This is a genomic window from Streptomyces sp. V4I2, assembly GCF_030817655.1.
Classification (GTDB): Bacteria; Actinomycetota; Actinomycetes; order Streptomycetales; family Streptomycetaceae; genus Streptomyces; species Streptomyces plumbiresistens.
Genome location: NZ_JAUSZM010000003.1, coordinates 2,858,409 through 2,878,166, shown reverse-complemented (window position 1 = coordinate 2,878,166; position 19,758 = coordinate 2,858,409). Strand labels below are relative to the sequence as shown.

Below are 19,758 nucleotides of genomic sequence, written 5' to 3'. Positions count from 1 at the left end.
GACTCGCGAGGGAGACCGAGATGCGCCGAAAGTCCAGTCTCGTCCTGCTCGCCCTCGCCGTGCTCTTCGCGGCGCTGTCCCCGCTGGTGCGCTGGTACGCCTTCCCGCGCCTGGCCAAGATCCCGGCGAACCAGTACCAGGACATGGTCCTGGAGGCGAAGGACGCCACCCTCCTCGACTACGGCACGATGAAGGCGAAGAAGGTCCCCAAGGTCACCATCGTGCAGACCCTCAAGGGCAACGTGGAGGCCTCCGAGAAGATCGAGAAGACGGCAGGAAAGGACGTCGTCGTCTGGGACGGCCTGTCCTACGTCCAGGGCCCCGACGGCAAGATGGTCTCCAGGATCCCCGAGCGCTACATCTTCGACGCCCACACCCAGGAACCCGTCCACGCCACCGGCGAGATGGTCGACGGCGACCCGGTCAGGCGCGAGGGCATCGAGTTCAAGTGGCCGTTCCTGACGGAGAAACGGGACTACGAGTACTTCGACGCGCAGGCCCGCATCACGGCCCCGATCCACTACAAGGGCACCCAGGACTTCCGGGGCGTCGAGGTCTACTACTTCGAGCAGACCATCCCCTGGACCAAGGTGCCCTTCCCCAAGGCCATGCCCGTCGCGGGCATCACGCCCGAGTCGGTCGCCGAGACCGGCACCACCCGCTGGTACACCACGGTCCGCAAGTTCTGGGTCGAACCGCTGACCGGCGCCCCCGTCTACGGCGAGGAGATCCACAAGGAGGAACTGCGCGGCGGCACCCTGCTCGGCGACCGCGAGAAGGTGACGGCGTTCGCCGGCCACGTGAAGATGCGCGAGGACTACATCGCGTACACCGTCGACCTGGTCAAGTCCAACCGCATGCTGGTCCTGCTGATGACCTCGTACCTGCCCTGGGGCTTCCTGGCCCTGGGCGTCCTGCTCCTGTCCCTGTCCTTGTATCTGGAGGCCCGCGCCCGCCGCCCGGCCGACCCCGCTCCGACGGACGCCACGGAACCGGAACCGGTCACCGCCTGAGCCGCGCGTTGGTGTACCGCGTCGGCTCCGCGCCGGCCGGATCCTCGGGCCACGGGTGCTTCGGATACCGACCGCGCAGCTCCGCCCGTACGCCCTTGTAGCCGTCCTTCCAGAAGGAGGCGAGGTCGGCGGTGACGGCGGCGGGCCGCCCGGCGGGGGGAGAGGAGATGGACGAGGAGGGGCACCCCGGCCACGGCGGGCGACTCCTGCAGACCGAACATTTCCTGCAACTTCACGGCGAGAACCGGCTGTTCGGGATTGCCGTAGTCGACCTTGATCCTGGACCCACTGGGTACGGTGATCCGCTCGGGCGCCAGCTCGTCGAGCCGCCCGGCGTCCCCGGAGGCCCACGGAAGCAGCCGGGTGAGCCCCTGTCCGGCCTCGATCCGCCCGAGGTCGGCACGCCGCCGCGCCCGCCCCAGCTCGGGTTCCAGCCACTCGTCCACGCGCGCGTGCAGAGCGTCGTCCGAGACATCGGGCCACGGCTCCCCGAGATGCAGACGCAGAAAGGCGAGCCGCTGCCGCAGTACGAGGGCGTCGGCCGACCACCGCAGCAACCCGAGCCCGTCTTGCCGCAACCCTTCGAGGAGCGCTTCCCGCACGAGCCCGGCGTCGGCGTTCTTGAGCGGGCGCACCGCCACCTCGACGGCCCCCAGCCGCTCGACCCGCCGCGCGACGACGTCCCCGTCGGCCCAGTGGACCTCGTCCCGGGTCTGGGCCAGCGTGCCTGCCGCCAGCCGGGCAACGCCCTCGTCCACAGCTGCCCCGAGCCGCACGCGCGCGTGCCCCTTGCCGAGGGGCCGGTCGGCGACGGCCACGGCGATCCAGGGAGCGCCCCGCAGGCCGCTGCCCTCACCGCTCTCGGCGCGGGTTCCGGAGACCATCAGGTAGGAACCGCCGTCGGCCTTGGCGACCCGCTCGGGGAAGGCGAGAGCGGCGACGAGCCCGACCAGACCGTCCTCACCGGCGGGTGCCGGCCGACCCTCCACACCTGCGGGCGGCGGGGAGATCTCGGTGGCGACGCCCCGCAGCCGCCGAACCTCCGTACGCCACCGCGCCCCATAGGCGTCACTTCCACGCCGCGCGGCCCGCAAGGCAGCCGCCAGGTCGTCCCCGTACTCCCGAGGCGGCTCCTCGCTCAGCAACGCGACCACCTCGGCGGCCCGCTCCCCGCCCACCACCGCCGCGGAGTCCAGCAGCGCCCTCCCCAGCCGGGGATGCAGCCCCAGCCGCGTCAGACGCACACCCCGCTCCGTGGCCCGTCCGGCGGAGTCGACCGCCCCGACGGCCGCCAGTACCGACCGCGCCGCCGCCATCGCCCCGCCCGGCGGCGGATCCAGCAACGCCAGCCCAGTAGCCCCAGGATCGCCCCAGCACGCCGTCTGCAGGGCGAACGCCGTCAGGTCGGCCACTTTGATCTCGGGGGCCGGGAAACGCGGCAGACGCGCGTCCTCGGCCTCCGTCCAGCACCGGTACACCGCACCCGGTGCCTCACGCCCGGCCCGTCCCGCCCGCTGCCGTCCCGCCGCCAGCGAGGCCCGTACCGTCGCCAGCGCGCTCAGCCCGCGCGCGTGGTCGACCCGCGGCTCCCGGGCCAGCCCCGAGTCGACGACTACCCGCACTCCGGGAACCGTCAGCGAGGACTCGGCCACCGAGGTCGCCAGCACCACCCGGCGCCGCCCCGCGGGAGCCAGCACCGCGTCCTGCACGGCCGCGGGTGCCCGGCCGTGCACCTGGAGCACGTCCACGCCACCGGGATCGCCCAGCTGCCCGGCGACGCGGGCGATCTCGCCCACGCCCGGCAGGAAACACAGCACGTCGCCCGCCCGCTCGGCCAGCGCCCGCCGCACCACCGAGGCCACGTGCGCCAGCAGCGCGGGATCGACCCGCATGCCGTGCGGTGGCCGTACGGGACGCACCGGCGGCGCCCACACCACCTCCACCGGATACGAGACCCCCGTCGCCTCGACGACCGGCGCCCCGCCCAGCAGCCGCGCCCACCCCTCGGCGTCGGTCGTCGCGGAGGCGGCCACCAGCCGCAGCTCCGGCCGCAGCGTCTCGCGTACGTCCCACAGGAAGGCCGCCACCGTGTCCGCGTCCAGATGCCGCTCGTGGCACTCGTCGAGCACCACCACGTCGACCCCGGACAGCTCCTGGTCGCGCTGCAACCGCTGCAACAGCACACCGGTCGTGACGACCTCCACGCGCGCGTGGCGCCCGACGACCCGCTCGCCGCGCACCGTGTAGCCGACGCTCCCGCCGACCTTCTCGCCGAGCAGCCACGCCATCCGCTGGGCCGCCGCCCGTGCCGCGATCCGCCGCGGCTCGGCCACGACCACCCGCCGCGCGGCCCCCTCGCCCAGCAGACCGGCCAGGGCCAGCGGCACCAGGGTCGTCTTGCCGGTACCGGGCGGCGCGACGAGCACGGCGGTGCCGTGGCCCTCCAGCGCGTCGTTCAGACCGGGCAGGGCAGCGCGTACGGGAAGGGCGTCCAGAGCGTCGTAACGGATCACGCCCCCAGTGTCGTACGCCCGCGGGAAGGCCCCCCGCGCGCGTGCGTTCCTATTTCTCGGGCCCGTTCGCATTCTCGGGCCCGTTCGCAGTTGTTCAGTTCCGTTCGCACACGAAGATCGCCGTACCCGGGATCAGGTTCCCGCGCAGTGGGGACCAGCCGCCCCACTCGGTGGTGTTCCAGGCCGGCCACTCCGGCTCGACCAGGTCCACCAGGCGGAAGCCCCCGGCGACCACGTCGCGCACCCGGTCGCCGATCGTCCGGTGGTGCTCGACGTACACCGCGTGACCGTCGTCGTCCTGCTCGACGTACGGCGTGCGGTCGAAGTACGAGGCGGCGACGGACAGCCCTTCGGGGCCCGGCTCGTCCGGGAACGCCCAGCGGATCGGGTGCGTCACCGAGAACACGAAGCGGCCGCCGGGGCGCAGCACCCGGCGCACCTCCTTCAGGACCAGCACCGGGTCGGCGACGAAGGGCAGCGCGCCGTACGCCGAGCAGGCCACGTCGAAGGAGCCGTCCGCGAAGGGCAGCGCGCCGGCGTCGGCGCACACCACAGGGAACGACGCGCCGATGCGCAGCGCGTGCTGGAGCTGGCGGTGGGAGAGGTCCAGGGCGACCGGGCGGGCGCCCTGCGCGGCCAGCCAGCGCGCGCACTGGGCCGCGCCGGCGCCGATCTCCAGGACGTCCTTGCCCTTCAGCTCCTCCGGCGGGCCGAGCAGCTCGGCCTCCACCTCGTCCAGGCCCTCGGGGCACCACACGAAGCGGTCGTCGCCCAGGAACGTGCCGTGCTCGATCTGGTACTCGTCCGCGTTGCGGTCCCACCAGCCCCGGTTGGCCCGGGAACTCTCGGTGACACCGGCCGTGCGCCGGGTGGCTTCCGGCTCGGACGCTTCGGGCTCTTGGATGATCGGCTCCCTCGTATTAGCCTGCGGCCACTTCCGTCCGGCCTGTCGCGACGGGCGTCACGCAGGGGACCTCATCGGGCCCGCGTGGCCTCGTGAGACAGGTTTTGTGCCGGGTATGCGGCGATCCGCCCCGGGTGTGCGGCTTCGCGCATTGACCCTGTCCGGCTGCCCCCGTATGCTACAAGTTGCGCTGCGGGCCTGCGCTCCTCAGACGTAGCAGGCTGCGCTCGCATCTGTTGTATGTCCCCTCGGTTGTCGAGGCGCCATCACCAGTTTTTGGTGGGGCGCTTCCTTGGCTGTCCGGCTTCTTCAGAGCGAAACGGGCTCCCGGCGTAAGCAGTACCTACGACTCACTGTCCGTACCGGAGCCCTTTCCCACATGACGAGCAGCACCGAGACCACCTCTACCACTCCGCAGGTAGCGGTCAACGACATCGGTAACGAGGAAGCTTTCCTCGCCGCGATCGACGAGACGATCAAGTACTTCAACGACGGCGACATCGTCGACGGCGTCATCGTGAAGGTCGACCGGGACGAGGTCCTGCTCGACATCGGTTACAAGACCGAAGGTGTCATCCCGAGCCGCGAGCTCTCGATCAAGCACGACGTCGACCCCAACGAGGTCGTCGCCGTCGGTGACGAGATCGAAGCCCTTGTTCTCCAGAAGGAGGACAAGGAAGGCCGCCTGATCCTCTCGAAGAAGCGCGCCCAGTACGAGCGCGCCTGGGGCACCATCGAGAAGATCAAGGAAGAGGACGGCATCGTCACCGGTACCGTCATCGAGGTCGTCAAGGGTGGTCTCATCCTCGACATCGGCCTCCGTGGCTTCCTGCCGGCTTCCCTCGTCGAGATGCGCCGTGTCCGCGACCTCCAGCCCTACGTGGGCAAGGAGCTCGAGGCCAAGATCATCGAGCTGGACAAGAACCGCAACAACGTGGTCCTGTCCCGCCGTGCCTGGCTGGAGCAGACTCAGTCCGAGGTCCGCCAGACGTTCCTCACCACCCTGCAGAAGGGTCAGGTCCGTTCCGGCGTCGTCTCCTCGATCGTCAACTTCGGTGCCTTCGTGGACCTGGGTGGCGTTGACGGTCTGGTGCACGTCTCGGAGCTCTCCTGGAAGCACATCGACCACCCGTCCGAGGTTGTCGAGGTCGGCCAGGAAGTCACCGTCGAGGTCCTCGACGTCGACATGGACCGCGAGCGCGTCTCCCTGTCGCTGAAGGCGACCCAGGAAGACCCGTGGCAGCAGTTCGCCCGTACGCACCAGATCGGCCAGGTCGTGCCCGGCAAGGTCACGAAGCTGGTTCCGTTCGGTGCGTTCGTCCGCGTGGACGAGGGTATCGAGGGTCTGGTCCACATCTCCGAGCTGGCCGAGCGCCACGTGGAGATCCCGGAGCAGGTCGTCCAGGTCAACGACGAGATCTTCGTCAAGGTCATCGACATCGACCTCGAGCGCCGTCGCATCAGCCTCTCGCTGAAGCAGGCCAACGAGTCCTTCGGTGCCGACCCGGCCTCGGTCGAGTTCGACCCGACGCTGTACGGCATGGCCGCGTCGTACGACGACCAGGGCAACTACATCTACCCCGAGGGCTTCGACCCCGAGACCAACGACTGGCTCGAGGGCTACGAGACCCAGCGCGAGGCCTGGGAGCACCAGTACGCCGAGGCGCAGCAGCGCTTCGAGCAGCACCAGGCTCAGGTCATCAAGTCCCGCGAGGCCGACGCTGCCGCCGAGGCCGAGGGTGGCGAGACCGCCGCTCCGGCTCCGTCCGGTGGTGGCGGTGGCGGTGGCGGTTCGTACTCCTCCGAGGGCCCGGACAACTCCGGCGCGCTGGCCTCGGACGAGGCGCTTGCCGCTCTGCGTGAGAAGCTGGCCGGCGGCCAGAGCTGATCTTGAGCAGTAGCTCTTGAGCAGTAGCTCTTGAGCAGTAGCTCTTGAGCAGTAGCTCTTGAACTGAGGGCCCGTATCCCGGTGGGGTACGGGCCCTCGGCGTGTCCGGCGCCGTCGCCGTTGCAGAAACATGCGGAATACACGAATAAACATGCGTGATACACGGATAACTGATGGGCCGTAACCGGCCATTGGGAGGCTTCCCCGGTCATTCATGATCGGAGAGGGAGCCGAACGCATGGCACAGACTCACAGCGGACCCGGCACCAGTCGGCGTTCGTTCCTGCGGAACGTCGGTCTCACCGGTGGGGCCGGCGCCATGTTCGCCACCATGGGAGCCCTCGGCCTCGCTCCCACCGCACAGGCCGCCCGGCGCGCACAGCCCTTCCGCGCCCCGAACGCGAGCGACTTCACCCTCACCGGGCGCGGCGCCGCCAAGGTGGTCGTCATCGGCGGCGGCATCGCCGGACTGACGACCGCGTACGAACTCGGCAAGGCCGGCTACGACTGCACGGTCCTCGAAGCCAGGGACCGCACCGGCGGCCGCAACTTCACCGTGCGCGGCGGCGACACCACGACCGACCTCTATGGCAACCGGCAGACCGCCCGCTTCAGCGACGGCCAGTACATGAACGCGGGCCCCGCCCGCATCCCGCAGTGGATGGTCACCCTCGACTACTGTCGCGAACTCGGCGTCCCCATCGAGGTGTTCACCAACGTCAACGCGGACGCGTACCTCTACAACGAATCGGCCGGGATGACGAGGCCCGAGCGGTACCGCACCGCCAAGGCCGATGTCTACGGCTATGTCTCCGAGTTGCTCGCCAAGGCCACGAACAAGGGCGCCCTGGACGGGGAACTGACGGCCGATGACAAGGAGCGCCTCGTCGACTTCCTGGAGGACTGGGGCGAACTCGGCGACAAGCTGACCTACAAGGGCGGGGAGCGGCGCGGGTACACGACCGTCCCGGCCGCCGCAGGCACCCCGGGAGTGCTCCTCGGGGACGTCCCCAGCGCCTCCGAGGTCTTCGCCAGCGGCGTCGGACGCTACTTCTCCTTCGAGTTCGGCTTCGACCAGGCCATGCTGATGTTCCAGCCCGTCGGCGGCATGGACCAGATACCCAAGGCGCTCACGCGTGCGGTCGGCGCCCACCGGGTACGTACAGGGGCGGTGGTCTCGAAGGTCACCGACACCGGAAGCGGTGTCTCCGTCGCCTACACCCAGGGCGGTCGTACGAAGGTCGTTCAGGCCGACTACTGCGTCGCCGCCCTGCCGCCCAACATCCTCGCCAAGGTGCCGCACAACCTCGGCTCCGGAGTGCAGTCCGCCCTGGAGGCCATCACCCCGTCGTCCGCGGCCAAGATCGGCCTCGAATACACGTCCCGCTGGTGGGAGCTGGACCACCGCATCTACGGCGGCATCACCGAGACCGACCAGGACGTCACCCACATCTGGCATCCGTCGCACGGCTTCCACGACGAACGCGGCCTCCTCATCGGCTACTACAACTACGACGACGACGCCGACTCGTACGCCAAGCTCAGCCCCAAGGGGCGCGAGGAACGGGCGGTGGCCGCCGGCGTGAAGATCTACGGCGAGAAGTACCGCACCCGACTCGCCTCCTCCTTCTCCCACCACTGGCGCCAGACACCCCACCTCGAAGCCGCCTGGCACGACACGCCCGGCGGCCCGGACGACATCCGCTACAAGCCGCTCAACGAGCCCACCGGACGCGTCTACTTCGCCGGCGACTGGCTCAGCTACACCGACGCCTGGCAGCACGGGGCGTTCACCTCCGCACAGAAGGCGGTGACGGCCCTGCACGCGCGCGTGCTGTCGTCGTAAAGCCGGTGACACCGTGCAGCAGAGGACGAAAAGGACGGTGCATGAAAAGGCTGTAAGAGGTGCCTGATCAGGAGCGTGGGCGGGAATGCCCACGCCCTGCACCGCGTTGTGCAGTACGAACACGAGGAGGAGCGGTCACAGTGCTTGATCCGCAGGGTTTGTACGCATGGGAGCCGAAGGGCCTCGCCGTGGTGGACATGGCGCTCGCCCAGGAGTCGGCCGGCCTTGTCATGCTCTACCACTTCGACGGATACATCGACGCGGGCGAGACCGGCGACCAGATCGCCGACCGGATCCTCGACTCGCTGCCCCACCAGGTCGTCGCCCGCTTCGACCACGACCGGTTGGTGGACTACCGTGCCCGCCGCCCGTTGCTGACGTTCAAGCGCGACCGCTGGGTCGAGTACGAGGAGCCCACCATCGAGGTGCGCCTCGTCCAGGACGCCACCGGAGCGCCCTTCCTGCTGCTGTCCGGCCCCGAGCCGGACGTGGAGTGGGAGCGCTTCGCCGCGGCCGTCCAGCAGATCGTGGAGCGCCTCGGCGTCCGCCTGTCGGTGAACTTCCACGGCATCCCCATGGGCGTCCCGCACACCCGCCCGGTGGGCCTCACCCCGCACGGCAATCGCAACGACCTCGTCCCGGGCCACCGCAGCCCCTTCGACGAGGCCCAGGTGCCCGGCAGCGCGGAGGCGCTGGTCGAGTACCGCCTCATGGAGGCCGGACACGACGTCCTGGGCGTCGCGGCGCACGTCCCGCACTACATCGCCCGCTCCTCGTACCCGGACGCGGCGCTGACCGTCCTGGAGGCCATCACGGCGGCGACCGGGCTGGTCCTGCCGGGCATCGCGCACGCGCTGCGCACAGACGCGCACCGTACGCAGACCGAGATCGACCGCCAGATCCAGGAGGGCGACGAGGACCTCGTCGCCCTCGTGCAGGGCCTTGAGCACCAGTTCGACGCCGCCGCGGGCGCCGAGACCCGCGGCAACATGCTCGCCGAGCCGGTCGAGATCCCGTCGGCGGACGAGATCGGCCTCGAGTTCGAGCGGTTCCTGGCGGAGCGGGAGGGCGACGGCTAGAGCTGTCCCGGCTCCCGCCGGGTGCGGTGTCGGTGGCAGGCCCTAAGCTTCGGCTCATGCTGAAGGTGGGCCTGACCGGCGGCATCGGTGCCGGTAAGAGTGAGGTGTCGCGGCTGCTGGTCGCGTGCGGTGCCGTGCTGGTCGACGCGGACCGGATCGCGCGCGAGGTCGTCGCGCCGGGGACGCCCGGGCTCGCCGCGGTCGTCGAGGCCTTCGGCGAGGACGTGCTCACCGCGGACGGCGCCCTGGACCGGCCCAAGCTGGGCTCCATCGTCTTCGCCGACCCCGAGAAACTCGCCGTCCTGAACTCGATCGTGCACCCCCTGGTGGGCGCCCGCTCCCACGAGCTCGAGTCCGCCGCCGCCGAGGACGCCGTCGTCGTCCATGACGTCCCGCTCCTCGCGGAGAACGGCCTCGCCCCGTTGTACGACGTCGTGATCGTCGTCGACGCGAGCCCCGAGACCCAGCTCGACCGCCTCATCAGGCTGCGCGGGATGACCGAGGTGGACGCACGCGCGCGTATGGCCGCCCAGGCGACCCGCGAGAAGCGCCTGGAGATCGCGGACGTCGTCATCGACAACGACGTGCCGCTGCCGGAGCTGGAGCGCCGAGTGAAGGACGTATGGGCCGATCTCCTGCGCAGAGCCCACGCGCGCGGGACGGCGCCTCAGCCGCCTCAGGAATAGCCGTCCCTGTTCGGGCGTTGAACCCTGCGAGTGAGGGAAGGACTTTGCCGTGCCCGAGACCAGCGGATCGACCGGACGTACACCGGAGACGCATGTCATCGACTTCCGTGCCGCGGAGCAACTGCTCGCCGCACGGGACCCGCGGGGCGCGGTGAAGCTGCTCGACGCCGTGATCGCCGTACACCCGGAGAACACCGCCGCCCGGCTGCTGCGCGCCCGTGCCTTCTTCGCGGCCGCGCAACTGCGGCCCGCCGAGCTGGAGTTCACCATCGTCCTGGAGCGTGAACCGGACAACGCGTTCGCGCACTTCGCGCTCGCCCGGACCTACGAGCGCCAGGCCCGGCCCGACCAGGCCAGGCGCCACTTCCGCCTGGCGGCCGCGCTGGACCCGAACCCGCGGTACCTGCGGGCGGCGCGCTTCGAGTCGTGAGCGCCGGATCGCCGGACGGCCGCTAACGGCGGCGGCCTTCCGGGGGCCGGTACGGCGGGATGTCGGGGCCCGGCTGGTAGTGCGGGCCCTGCCGGATGTGCCTGAGGATCATCGCCATGTCGACGGTGATCACCAGCCACAGCAGCCCGCAGGCGATCGCCCACCCGGGCCGTCCCGCGAGTGCGAAGGCGACGGTCCCGAAGACCGCCCAGACCAGCCCCCACACGGTCAGCCAGAAGCGCACCCGCAGAGCACTGCGCGCTGTCGTCGGTTCACTGCCCGTACGCATCGGAATCACTACTCCTCCGGGGAAAGTACCCTTCGTGGCGGATGTTCACCCAGCGGTCCGAACAGAGGGGGCAGGCGTGCTTCCGGACGCCGATGAACTGGCCGAGGTGCTGCTGGACCTCGGCGTACCGCACGATGACATCAACGAACTCGTACGGATGGGCCGACGGGTCATGGACGACCCGGAGCTGCTGAGGCTGCTGGAGGCGTCGGTCGAGGAGCTGGTCCGCGGAATGGGGGAGGCGGGCGGCGCGGTCGACCTGCTCGAACTCGACTGGGCGTCGGGCGCCCTGCAGCGGTGTTACCCCGTGTTCGTGTTCGTGGCGGCGTTGCCGCACACTCGCGCGTACCACCGAGAGCGCGGTGTCCCGGCTGATGTCTCCCGGCGCACCCTCGCCGACCTGGGGCGGAACATGGCCGTGCACCGCAGGCGTCACGGCAGGACGGGGGTGCAGTCCCCGCGCTGGCTCACCCACCACTTCCGGGGCGAGCTGTACCAGCTGGGCAGGCTGCAGTTCGAGCGGACGCGGCACGGGCAGCGGACGGGAAAGGGGCTCGCGGCGGCCGGGCTGGACCTGGCCCCCGGTACGCCCTGTCTGGACCTTCACATTCCCGACTTCCTCGGCTCGCTGTCACCGGCCGCCTGCGACCGCTCCTTGGCGTTGGCCGGCGAGTTCTTCGCCCGGTACTTCCCCGAGGAGAAGCACCGGGCCGCGCTCTGTCACTCCTGGCTGCTGGACCCGCAGCTCAAGCGGTATCTGCCCGCGGACTCCAACATCATCCGGTTCCAGGAGCGGTTCCGGGTGGCCCGCGAGGACACGGAACCGGCCGACACCGAGCCGATCCAGTTCGTGTTCGGTGACCCGGACCTGGACGTGGAGGCGCTCCCGCGGCGCACCTCGGTGGAGCGGGCGGTCGGGGATCATCTGCGGGCCGGGGGCCACTGGTACATCGGGCACGGCTGGTTTCCGCTGTAACTCGAACGGGTGAACCCATGTCGGGTGGGAACGGGCGTGCGGATGCGGGCCGTTGGACGGGCATGGAGCTGAAAATGCGAACGGGACATCAGGGAACGGGACCGGGGCCCATCACCCCGGACGGTTGTGCGGTCGAGCTCTACTCGCGGCTGCCTGCGGGGGACGCACCGGACGTCGTCAGCGCCGCCGTGCCGGCGGGTGCGCGCATTCTGGAACTGGGCAGCGGTGTGGGCCGCATGACTCATCCGCTGCTGGAGCGGGGATTCACCGTCACGGCGGTCGACGAGTCCGCGGAGATGCTGGAGCGCGTCCGCGGGGCGCGCACCATACGCAGCACCATCGAGGACCTCGACCTCGGCGAGCGATTCGACGTCGTGATGCTCGCGTCGTTCCTCGTGCACACCGGCGATCCCGAGGAGCGGCAGGCGCTGCTGCGCACCTGCGTGCGGCATGTCGCGAAGGACGGCTGCGTACTCATGCAGCGCGAGGGCGAGGACTACCACAGCAACGTGCCGCGCGAGCGAGTGGATCCGAGTGGCTTCACCATCCGCATCGTGTCCTCGGAACCGGTCGGGGACGGCGTCAACTCGGTGCACGCAGAGTACGAGTTCCCGGACGCGACATGGACCCAGACGTTCCTGGCCCGGCCACTGACGAAGGAGCAGTTCGAAGAGGCGCTGGCGGAGGCCGGTCTGGAGGTGGACAGCTATCTGACGGAGGACGGGGTCTGGGTGCGCGCCGTTCCCGCGACGTAGGCGCAGGGGGCAACTCGCCCGGCGGCGATGAGTTTTGGGGCGGGGGCCGGTCTACCTCTGTGAAAACACCACGGACCGCTTCACACAGGAGACCCTGATGTCCGACCCCACCGTCCCCGTCACCGCTGCCGCCTCCGCCTCCGCCGCAGCGGCCCGCCCCGTCGTCGCCGAGTCCGCGACCGCCCGTGGTCGCCGCGCCCGGATCGCCCTGCGCGGCCTCCAGGTGTTCCTCGCCCTCTTCTACGTGATCGCGAGCGCGCTCCCCAAGCTGATCGCGCACCCCACGGCCGCCGAGGCCTTCGACGACATGGGGTGGGGCAGCGCGGGGATGTACACCATCGGCGTCCTCGAACTGGCCGGAGGGATCGCGCTGTTGATCCCGGTCCTGCAGTCGGTGGCGGCGATGGCCCTGAGCGGGCTGATGGTGGGGGCGTTCGTCGTCACGCTCACGTACTTCAACGGGGAGAACGCGGCGACACCGCTCATCCTCATCGTGCCGCTCGCCCTCATCGCCTGGGCCCGGCGTGGCCACAACGAGCAGCTGCTGGCGCTGGTGCGGCGCCGGGCGTAAGGGAGTGCGTCGTGCCGCGCCGGTGACGGTGGTGGTGTCCGGGTCGGTTCTTCGCCCCGGGCGCCACCGCCGTCACCGGCCTGTCCGCGGTCAGTGCCCCTCCGGCGAGCCTCCCGGCATCCCGCGCAGGCGTTCCAGTTCGCGGCGGTCGCGCTTGGTCGGGCGGCCCGTGCCGCGGTCGCGGATGCCGGCGGGGGCGACGGCCTCGCGGGGCGGGGGCGGGGGGCTGTTGTCGACGTAGCACTGGGCGGCCACGGGGGCGCCGACGCGCTTGCGGATCAGCCGCTTGACGACGACGATCCGCTCCCAGCCCTCCTGGCGTACGCGCACCTCGTCGCCGACGCGCAGGGAGTGCGCGGGCTTCACACGCTCGCCGTTCACCCGCACGTGCCCGCCCCGGCAGGCGGTGGCACCCATGGAACGCGTCTTGACCAGGCGGACCGACCAGATCCAGCTGTCGATGCGCACGGTCTCGCCGCTCTGCGGACCGGCCGCCTCGGCGGCGGCCACAGCGGCGGCGATCTTGGGGTCCGTGTCGTTGGAGTCGGTGTGCTGGGGGCCCGGGTCCTTGGGGTCCGTGTCCTGGGCGTGCGCGTCCATCGGGACGGACCCCGCGGGACCCTCGGTCCCGCCTGTCCCGCCCCTCCCGCCCGTCCTGATGTCGTCCGTGTGCTCGGCAGCCATGCCCTTGACTTTAGTGCCCCGTGCCGGGCGGGCCGGGTGGGTTTTCCGGCGGACCCGCGCCGAGGCGCACAGCCCGGGGCGGATGCCGGGCGCGGCGCTTCCGTACCGTGGAGGAATGGACACCAGCCCTCGTGCCGGTCTGGCCGCCCTCGATGCGCGGATCGCGGGCTGTCGGGCCTGTCCGCGCCTGGTCGACTGGCGGGAGGAGGTCGCCCGCACCAAGCGCGCCGCCTTCGCCGACTGGACGTACTGGGGCCGGCCAGTGCCCGGTTTCGGCCCGCCGGACGCCCGGCTGCTGATCATCGGCCTCGCCCCGGCCGCGCACGGCGGCAACCGCACCGGCCGGATGTTCACCGGCGACCGCTCCGGAGACGTCCTGTACGAGGCGCTGTACGACCTGGGGCTCGCCTCGCAGCCCACCTCGGTCTCGGCCGACGACGGCCTGGAACTGTACGGCGTCCGCGTCACCTCGCCGGTGCACTGCGCCCCGCCCGCCAACAAGCCCACCCCTGAGGAGCGGGACACCTGCCGGCCCTGGCTCGTCCAGGAGCTGAACCTGCTGCGGCCGACGCTGCGGGTCGTGGTCGTCCTCGGCGCCTTCGGCTGGCAGGCCGCGCTGCCCGCGTTCACGGAGGCGGGGTGGCACGTGCCCCGACCGCGCCCGCCCTTCGCCCACGGCACGCACGTGCCGCTCGACGGTCTGGAACTCTTCGGCTGCTTCCACGTCAGCCAGCGCAACACCTTCACCGGCCGGCTCACCCCCGTGATGCTGCGGGACGTGCTGCGCACGGCGGCGACGTCGGCGGGGCTGCCGATACGTTCGCAGGACGGCTAGGGTCGTCCGATGGTCCTCCACCCTGAGACAGAACCGTACGACCGCGGCATGCTCGATGTTGGTGACGGCAACCGCGTCTACTGGGAGACCTGCGGGAACCCGCGGGGCAAGCCCGCGCTGGTGCTGCACGGCGGGCCGGGGTCCGGCTGCACGCCGTACTTCCGGCGGCTGTTCGATCCGGCCGCGTACCGGATCGTCCTGCTCGACCAGCGCGGCTGCGGGCGATCGACGCCGCACGCGAGTGCGTACGACACCGACATGAGCGTCAATACGACCGCTCACCTCATCGCGGACCTGGAGCTGCTGCGGCGGCACCTCGGGATCGAGCGGTGGCTGGTGTGGGGCGTGTCGTTCGGGTCGGTGCTGGGGCTGCGGTACGCGCAGACACATCCGGGAGCCGTGTCGGAGCTGGTGCTGACAGGGGTCGCGACCGGCTCGAATGCCGAAGTCGCCCTGCTGTCCCGGGGACTTGGCAAGATCTTCCCGGAGGCGTTCGAGAAGTTCCTGGCCGAACTGCCGGAGGGCGAGCGGTCCGGCAACCCTGCCGCCGCGTACAACCGGCTGATCGAGTCGCCCGATCCCGAGGTGCGGGCGAGGGCGGCGCGCGCCTGGACGGACTGGGAGACGGCGACGATTCCCGCGCCGCCGCGGTCGGTCGAGCGCTTCGAGGACCCGGTGTTCCGCATGGGCTTCGCCCGCACCGTCACGCACTACTTCGGCAACGACCACTTCCTGGGCGAGGGCAACGACGAGGGTGTCGTCCTGCGGGACGCGGCCCTCCTGAAGGACATCCCCGGCACCCTGGTACAGGGCGGCCTCGACTTCGGCAACCTCCTCGGCATCGTCTGGCGGCTGCATCACGCCTGGCAGGGCAGCGAGTTGGTGGTCGTGAACGACGTGGGCCACAACGCGGGTGCGCCGGGCGTGGCGGAGGCCCTGGTGGCGGCGACGGACAGATACGCGGCCCGCTAGCGGAGTTCGGCGGTGTCCCCGAACAACTGCCGTACCGTCGAACGGTAGTTGGTCTGCACGTGGGTGAGGGCGTGCGCCCGCGCCCGCTCCGGATCGCCGGAGGCGATCGCCTCGTACAACTCGCGGTGCTCGACGAGGAGTTGGGGCCACTCCTCGTTCCTCCGGGTCATCCAGCGCAGGCGGCCGGCGACCGGTTCGAGGGCCTCTATCAGCAGGCTGTTGCCCGCCATCGCCACGATGCGGTCGTGGAGACGGCTGTTGATCTCGGTGATGGCCTCGGCGTCCCCCGCCTCGGTCGCGACGGCCGCACGGTCCAGGAGCTCCTCGACCTCGGCCAGGTCCGCTGGTGTCGCCTTCGCGGCGGCGAGTCCGGCGGCGTAGACCTCCAGCGCCTCGCGCAGTTCGAACAGCTCCTTGACGTCGTTCGGGGTCAGCCGCCGTACGACCGTGCGGCGTGGTGTCTCGAAGTGGACGAATCCCTCGGCGACCAGTGCGCGGATCGCCTCCCGGACCGGCACCCGGGAGACCCCGAAGCGGTCGGCGAGCTCCCGCTCGACCAGTCGGTCGCCCGGGAGGAGGCGGCCCGCGATGATCTCCTGTCGCAGGGCGGCCAGGACGCGCTCGCGGACGGCGCCCAGGGGTTCGATCTTCGTCGTGGAGCTCATGGAGCCATCTTCGCCGACTCCGGGTGTGTTTTACGGAGCGTTAACGAAGGCGACATCGGTCGGAACGGTTGACGGAGGGACTATGTCGGCTGTTTGGTATACCAAACGGCTGCAGTCCTCCTCCGTCCCCCTGGCTCCTGGAGGCCCCGTGTCCCTCGCCGACCGTGCCGAAGCCACCGGCACAACAGCGTTCGTCCCCGACCCCCGGCTCACCAACGAAGATCTCGCGCCCGCGGGCAAGCGCAACTGGAAGGTCTTCGACCTCTTCGCCATGTGGATGTCCGACGTCCACAACCTCGGCAACTACACGTTCGCGGCCGGCCTGCTCTTCCTCGGCATGAACGTCTGGCAGATCTTCACGTCCCTGCTCGTCGGCTTCGTGATCATCTACATCGGGATGAACATGATGGGCCGCATCGGGCAGCGCACCGGCGTCCCCTTCCCGGTCGTCAGCCGCATCGCCTTCGGCGTCTGGGGCGCCAACATCCCCGCCCTGATCAGGGCCGTCATCGCCATCATGTGGTACGGCATCCAGACCTACCTCGCCTCCGTCGCCGTCAACGTGATGCTGCTGGCGGCCTGGCCCGGCCTGGAGTCCTGGACGCACAACTCCTTCCTCGGACTCGACGCGCTCGGCTGGGTGTCGTTCGTGGCGCTGTGGCTGATCCAGGCGGCGATCATCAGCCAGGGCATGGAGTCCGTGCGGAAGTTCCAGGACTTCTGCGGACCGGCCATCTGGATCGTGATGATCGCGCTGGCCGTGTGGATCCTCGCCAAGGCCGGCTGGACCATCTCGCTCACCACCACCCCGAACCCGGTCTCGGTCGGCGAACAGTGGCGGCAGTGGTTCGGCGCGGTCGGTCTGGTCCTCGCCACCTACGGCACGCTGATGCTCAACTTCTGCGACTTCTCCCGCTTCGCGCCCGACTACAAGACGGTCCGCCGCGGAAACTTCTGGGGCCTGCCGGTCAACTCCACGGCCTTCGTGATCCTGTCGGTCGTCGTCACGGCGGGCGCCTACGAGGCGTTCGGCAAGCAGATCACCGAGCCCGCCTACCTCGTCGCCGAGATCGGCAACACCTGGGTGCTGGTACTGGGCGCGCTGGCGTTCGCCATCGCCACCATGGGCGTCAACATCGTCGCCAACTTCGTCTCACCGGCGTACGACCTCGCCAACGTCTGGCCGCAGAAGATCACCTTCAAGGTCGGCGGCATGATCAGCACGGTCGTGGCGCTGCTGGTGACCCCGTGGAACCTCTTCTCCAACCCCACGGTCGTCAACTACTTCCTCGGCGGACTGGGCGCCTTCCTCGGCCCGCTGTTCGGCGTGATCATGGTCGACTACTACTGGGTCAAGCGCGGCCGCATCGACGTGGACGAGCTGTTCAACGCCCAGCCCGGTTCCCGCTACCGCTACCGCAAGGGCGTCAACCCCAAGGCCCTGTGGGCGTTCCTGCCGTCGGCGGCGGTCGCGGCGGTGCTCGCCCTGGTCAAGACGTTCAGCGAAGTCGCGCCGTACTCCTGGTTCATCGGCACGGCGCTGGCCGCCGGACTGTACGTGGTGCTGTGCCGCGCCGAGCGCGCCGCCGACGCCGGGGCCGTCCCCGAGAAGCCCGTGGAGGTCTGAGGAACGTGCGAATCGTCGTCACCAACTGCAACACCACGCAGGAGATGACCGAGGAGATCGTACGAGGTGCCCGGGCCGCGGCAGGCCCGGGCACCACCGTGACCGGACTGACCCCGGCCTGGGGACCCGAGTCCGCGGAGGGCTGGCTCGACAGCTACCTCTCGGCCGCGGCGGTCATCGATCTGCTGCGCACGTACGACGGTCCGCCGTACGACGCCGTGGTCATGGCGGGCTTCGGCGAGCACGGGCGTGAGGGCGTGCGCGAGCTCGTGGACGTGCCGGTCGTCGACATCACCGAGGCCGCCGCCCATCTGGCCTGCCTGCTGGGACGCCGGTACGGGGTCGTCACCACCCTGGAACGGTCGTGCGGCCAGATCGAGGACAGCCTGGAGCTGGCGGGCGTGGGCCGCAACTGCGCCGCCGTCGTCGGGACGGGGCTCAGCGTCCTCGACCTCGGGGACGGGGACCGAGAGCGCACGGAAGAGGCGTTTCTCGCGGCCGCCGAGCAGGCGGGCCGGGCCGGCGCGGAGGTCCTGGTACTGGGCTGTGCCGGGATGACGGGCCTGGAGCGGGTGGTGGGGGAGAAGCTCGGGCTTCCGGTGGTCGACGGGGTCGCGGCGGCGGTGAAGCTGGCGGAGTCGCTGGTGGCCCTGGGACTGACGACGAGCCGGGCGGGGAGCTATGCGAAGCCGGTGCCGAAGAGGCGGGTGTGGGGGAGAGGGATGACGGCCTGACATCGGCGCCGCCGCGATGCCGGACCCAGGGCCGGCCCACCGCGGCCGCAGCGCCGCGCCCAAGGCGCCGCCCACCGCGGTGTTCACGGCCGCCACTCGTACCGCACATCCGGCTCGCGCTCCTCATTTCCGCTGCCGTCGGTGTACTCGACGGCGACGAAGCCGTGCCGCTCGTAGAACCGGTGGGCGGGCTTGTTGACCTGGAAGGTCCACAGGCTCAGCCCTTCCGGGCTGCGCTCCTTGGCGAGGGCGACGAAGCGGTCGCCGATGCCGCGTCCGCGCCAGTCGGGGGCGAGGTAGAGCTGGGACAGCAGGTTGCCGTTGAGCACCATCACCCCCACCGTGCCACCCCCGTCCGCGGCCTCGGCCATCCACGTCTCGCGCAGCGGCACCACGACTTCCCGGAAGTAGGCGCGCACGTCGTCGCCGGAGCGGGGGCTGACGACGGTCGGCAGAGCGGCGGCGAAGGAACGCAACCAGACGTCGGCCACCGCGGCCGCGTCCGGGGCGGTGGCGCGACGCAGGGTGACAACGGCTTCGGGACGGCTCACGGGCGTACGGCCTCCTGCTCGCGGCCTTCCGGGACGACGGCCGTCGCCGTGATCTCCACCAACTGCCCGGTGTACCCGAGGCAGGCCACTCCGAGGAGGGTCGACGCATGCGGACCGACGCTCAGCCCGGACGCCTCGACGACCTCCCAGACGGCGGAGAGCACCGCGGGTTCACCGCTCACCACGTACACATCGGTCGCCAGGACGTGCTCCAAGTCGCTCCCGACAGCCCGCAGTTGCTCACGGAGGTTCGCGATCACCTGCTCGGCCTGCCGCACCGGGTCTCCCGCACCGACCAACTCGCCGTCGGCATCGAGAGGTACCGACCCGGCGAGAAAGGCGAGCCTCGTGCCGGCCTCGACAACGGAGGCGTGGGAGTAGGTGGGCGGTGGGAAGAGTGCGGGGGAGGTGACGCGCTGGATCATGACTCTCCTGGGTCGGTCGCCGGCAACTTGCCGATCATCCGGGCCTACGGCCGCGCCCGCATCCCAATTTCCCGGCGTCAGGCCCCTACGACTCTCCGCCCACGGCCGCACCTCATTGCTCCGCTCGGCCGCCTCGACCCGCTCCAGCCGGTACGGCCGAACCTGCGGCGCGCCCCGGACCCGGGGATCGAGACTGAGCCGGTCCGGCGCCCCGAGCAGCCGGCGCACCGAGCCGCCGGTCCACCCCCGCAGACGCAGCCCGGCCAACGAGACGTACCGCCGCCCGTCCTCTTCGTGCATCCCGCAATCCACTGC

The 19,758-nt window shown here is 70.7% G+C and carries 19 protein-coding genes and 1 pseudogene; 13 read left to right on the top strand and 7 right to left on the bottom strand.

Going from position 1 to position 19,758, the window contains the following annotated elements; translation table 11 throughout:
• The first annotated feature begins 20 nt into the window (after window positions 1-20).
• Window positions 21-1,013, top strand: a complete 993-nt coding sequence (locus QFZ76_RS14140; protein WP_307674053.1) for a DUF3068 domain-containing protein — start codon at window positions 21-23, stop codon at window positions 1,011-1,013.
• Here QFZ76_RS14140 and hrpB read toward each other — a convergent pair.
• Window positions 1,003-3,526 (bottom strand): annotated as a pseudogene (gene hrpB, locus QFZ76_RS14135) (ATP-dependent helicase HrpB). The gene QFZ76_RS14140 and the pseudogene hrpB sit on opposite strands and share 11 nt — an antisense overlap.
• A 94-nt stretch (window positions 3,527-3,620) precedes the next feature.
• Entirely contained in the window at window positions 3,621-4,433 is an 813-nt protein-coding gene (locus QFZ76_RS14130; protein ID WP_307680011.1) for a class I SAM-dependent methyltransferase, read from the bottom strand.
• A gap of 376 nt (window positions 4,434-4,809) precedes the next feature.
• Here QFZ76_RS14130 and rpsA point away from each other — a divergent pair, with 376 nt between their 5' ends.
• The 5 genes from rpsA (at window position 4,810) to QFZ76_RS14105 (ending at window position 10,359) form a co-directional block, all read left to right on the top strand.
• Window positions 4,810-6,318, top strand: a complete 1,509-nt coding sequence (rpsA, locus tag QFZ76_RS14125; RefSeq protein ID WP_266441267.1) for a 30S ribosomal protein S1 — start codon at window positions 4,810-4,812, stop codon at window positions 6,316-6,318.
• Window positions 6,319-6,637: 319 nt separating this feature from the next.
• A complete protein-coding gene (locus tag QFZ76_RS14120) occupies window positions 6,638-8,164 on the top strand; it encodes a flavin monoamine oxidase family protein (RefSeq protein WP_307680010.1) in 1,527 nt (508 codons plus the stop codon).
• 140 nt (window positions 8,165-8,304) lie between these two features.
• Window positions 8,305-9,243, top strand: a complete 939-nt coding sequence (locus tag QFZ76_RS14115; protein WP_307674052.1) for a PAC2 family protein — start codon at window positions 8,305-8,307, stop codon at window positions 9,241-9,243.
• 56 nt (window positions 9,244-9,299) lie between these two features.
• Window positions 9,300-9,929, top strand: a complete 630-nt coding sequence (gene coaE / locus QFZ76_RS14110; RefSeq protein ID WP_307674051.1) for a dephospho-CoA kinase — start codon at window positions 9,300-9,302, stop codon at window positions 9,927-9,929.
• A 49-nt stretch (window positions 9,930-9,978) separates the two neighbouring features.
• Complete coding sequence (locus tag QFZ76_RS14105; protein ID WP_266441275.1) at window positions 9,979-10,359, top strand: tetratricopeptide repeat protein; 381 nt, start codon at window positions 9,979-9,981, stop codon at window positions 10,357-10,359.
• Between the two features lie 22 nt (window positions 10,360-10,381).
• Here QFZ76_RS14105 and QFZ76_RS14100 read toward each other — a convergent pair whose 3' ends face one another.
• Window positions 10,382-10,648: a DUF6343 family protein gene (locus tag QFZ76_RS14100; protein WP_266441284.1), complete on the bottom strand. Its 267-nt coding sequence runs from the start codon at window positions 10,646-10,648 to the stop codon at window positions 10,382-10,384.
• Window positions 10,649-10,724: 76 nt separating this feature from the next.
• Here QFZ76_RS14100 and QFZ76_RS14095 point away from each other — a divergent pair, with 76 nt between their 5' ends.
• The 3 genes from QFZ76_RS14095 (at window position 10,725) to QFZ76_RS14085 (ending at window position 12,950) form a co-directional block, all read left to right on the top strand.
• Window positions 10,725-11,624 (top strand): acyltransferase domain-containing protein, encoded by a 900-nt coding sequence (locus QFZ76_RS14095; RefSeq protein WP_307674050.1) that lies wholly within the window; start codon window positions 10,725-10,727, stop codon window positions 11,622-11,624.
• 74 nt (window positions 11,625-11,698) lie between these two features.
• Entirely contained in the window at window positions 11,699-12,379 is a 681-nt protein-coding gene (locus QFZ76_RS14090; protein ID WP_307674049.1) for a bifunctional 2-polyprenyl-6-hydroxyphenol methylase/3-demethylubiquinol 3-O-methyltransferase UbiG, read from the top strand.
• A gap of 97 nt (window positions 12,380-12,476) precedes the next feature.
• Complete coding sequence (locus tag QFZ76_RS14085) at window positions 12,477-12,950, top strand: DoxX family protein (protein ID WP_307674048.1); 474 nt, start codon at window positions 12,477-12,479, stop codon at window positions 12,948-12,950.
• A gap of 90 nt (window positions 12,951-13,040) precedes the next feature.
• Here QFZ76_RS14085 and QFZ76_RS14080 read toward each other — a convergent pair whose 3' ends face one another.
• Complete coding sequence (locus QFZ76_RS14080; protein WP_307674047.1) at window positions 13,041-13,634, bottom strand: RNA-binding S4 domain-containing protein; 594 nt, start codon at window positions 13,632-13,634, stop codon at window positions 13,041-13,043.
• Between the two features lie 115 nt (window positions 13,635-13,749).
• On the opposite strand from QFZ76_RS14080, the gene QFZ76_RS14075 reads away from it, so the two are divergent.
• On the top strand, window positions 13,750-14,469 hold the full coding sequence (locus tag QFZ76_RS14075; protein WP_307674046.1) for a uracil-DNA glycosylase: 720 nt from the start codon (window positions 13,750-13,752) through the stop codon (window positions 14,467-14,469).
• Window positions 14,470-14,478: 9 nt separating this feature from the next.
• On the top strand, window positions 14,479-15,441 hold the full coding sequence (gene pip, locus QFZ76_RS14070; protein ID WP_307674045.1) for a prolyl aminopeptidase: 963 nt from the start codon (window positions 14,479-14,481) through the stop codon (window positions 15,439-15,441).
• Here pip and QFZ76_RS14065 read toward each other — a convergent pair.
• A complete protein-coding gene (locus tag QFZ76_RS14065) occupies window positions 15,438-16,106 on the bottom strand; it encodes a GntR family transcriptional regulator (protein WP_307674044.1) in 669 nt (222 codons plus the stop codon). The two genes, pip and QFZ76_RS14065, sit on opposite strands and share 4 nt — an antisense overlap.
• Window positions 16,107-16,254: 148 nt before the next feature.
• Between QFZ76_RS14065 and QFZ76_RS14060 the strand changes: the two genes are divergently transcribed.
• Both QFZ76_RS14060 and QFZ76_RS14055 read left to right on the top strand, forming a co-directional pair.
• Complete coding sequence (locus tag QFZ76_RS14060; protein WP_307674043.1) at window positions 16,255-17,733, top strand: NCS1 family nucleobase:cation symporter-1; 1,479 nt, start codon at window positions 16,255-16,257, stop codon at window positions 17,731-17,733.
• Window positions 17,734-17,738: 5 nt separating this feature from the next.
• A complete protein-coding gene (locus QFZ76_RS14055) occupies window positions 17,739-18,467 on the top strand; it encodes an aspartate/glutamate racemase family protein (protein ID WP_307674042.1) in 729 nt (242 codons plus the stop codon).
• Window positions 18,468-18,550: 83 nt separating this feature from the next.
• On the opposite strand, the gene QFZ76_RS14050 is transcribed toward QFZ76_RS14055, so the two are convergent.
• Window positions 18,551-19,018 (bottom strand): GNAT family N-acetyltransferase, encoded by a 468-nt coding sequence (locus QFZ76_RS14050; protein ID WP_307674041.1) that lies wholly within the window; start codon window positions 19,016-19,018, stop codon window positions 18,551-18,553.
• Window positions 19,015-19,443, bottom strand: coding sequence for a RidA family protein (locus tag QFZ76_RS14045; protein WP_307674040.1), 429 nt, complete (start codon window positions 19,441-19,443; stop codon window positions 19,015-19,017). The genes QFZ76_RS14050 and QFZ76_RS14045 overlap by 4 nt, the downstream gene beginning before the upstream one ends.
• Window positions 19,444-19,758 lie beyond the last annotated feature (315 nt).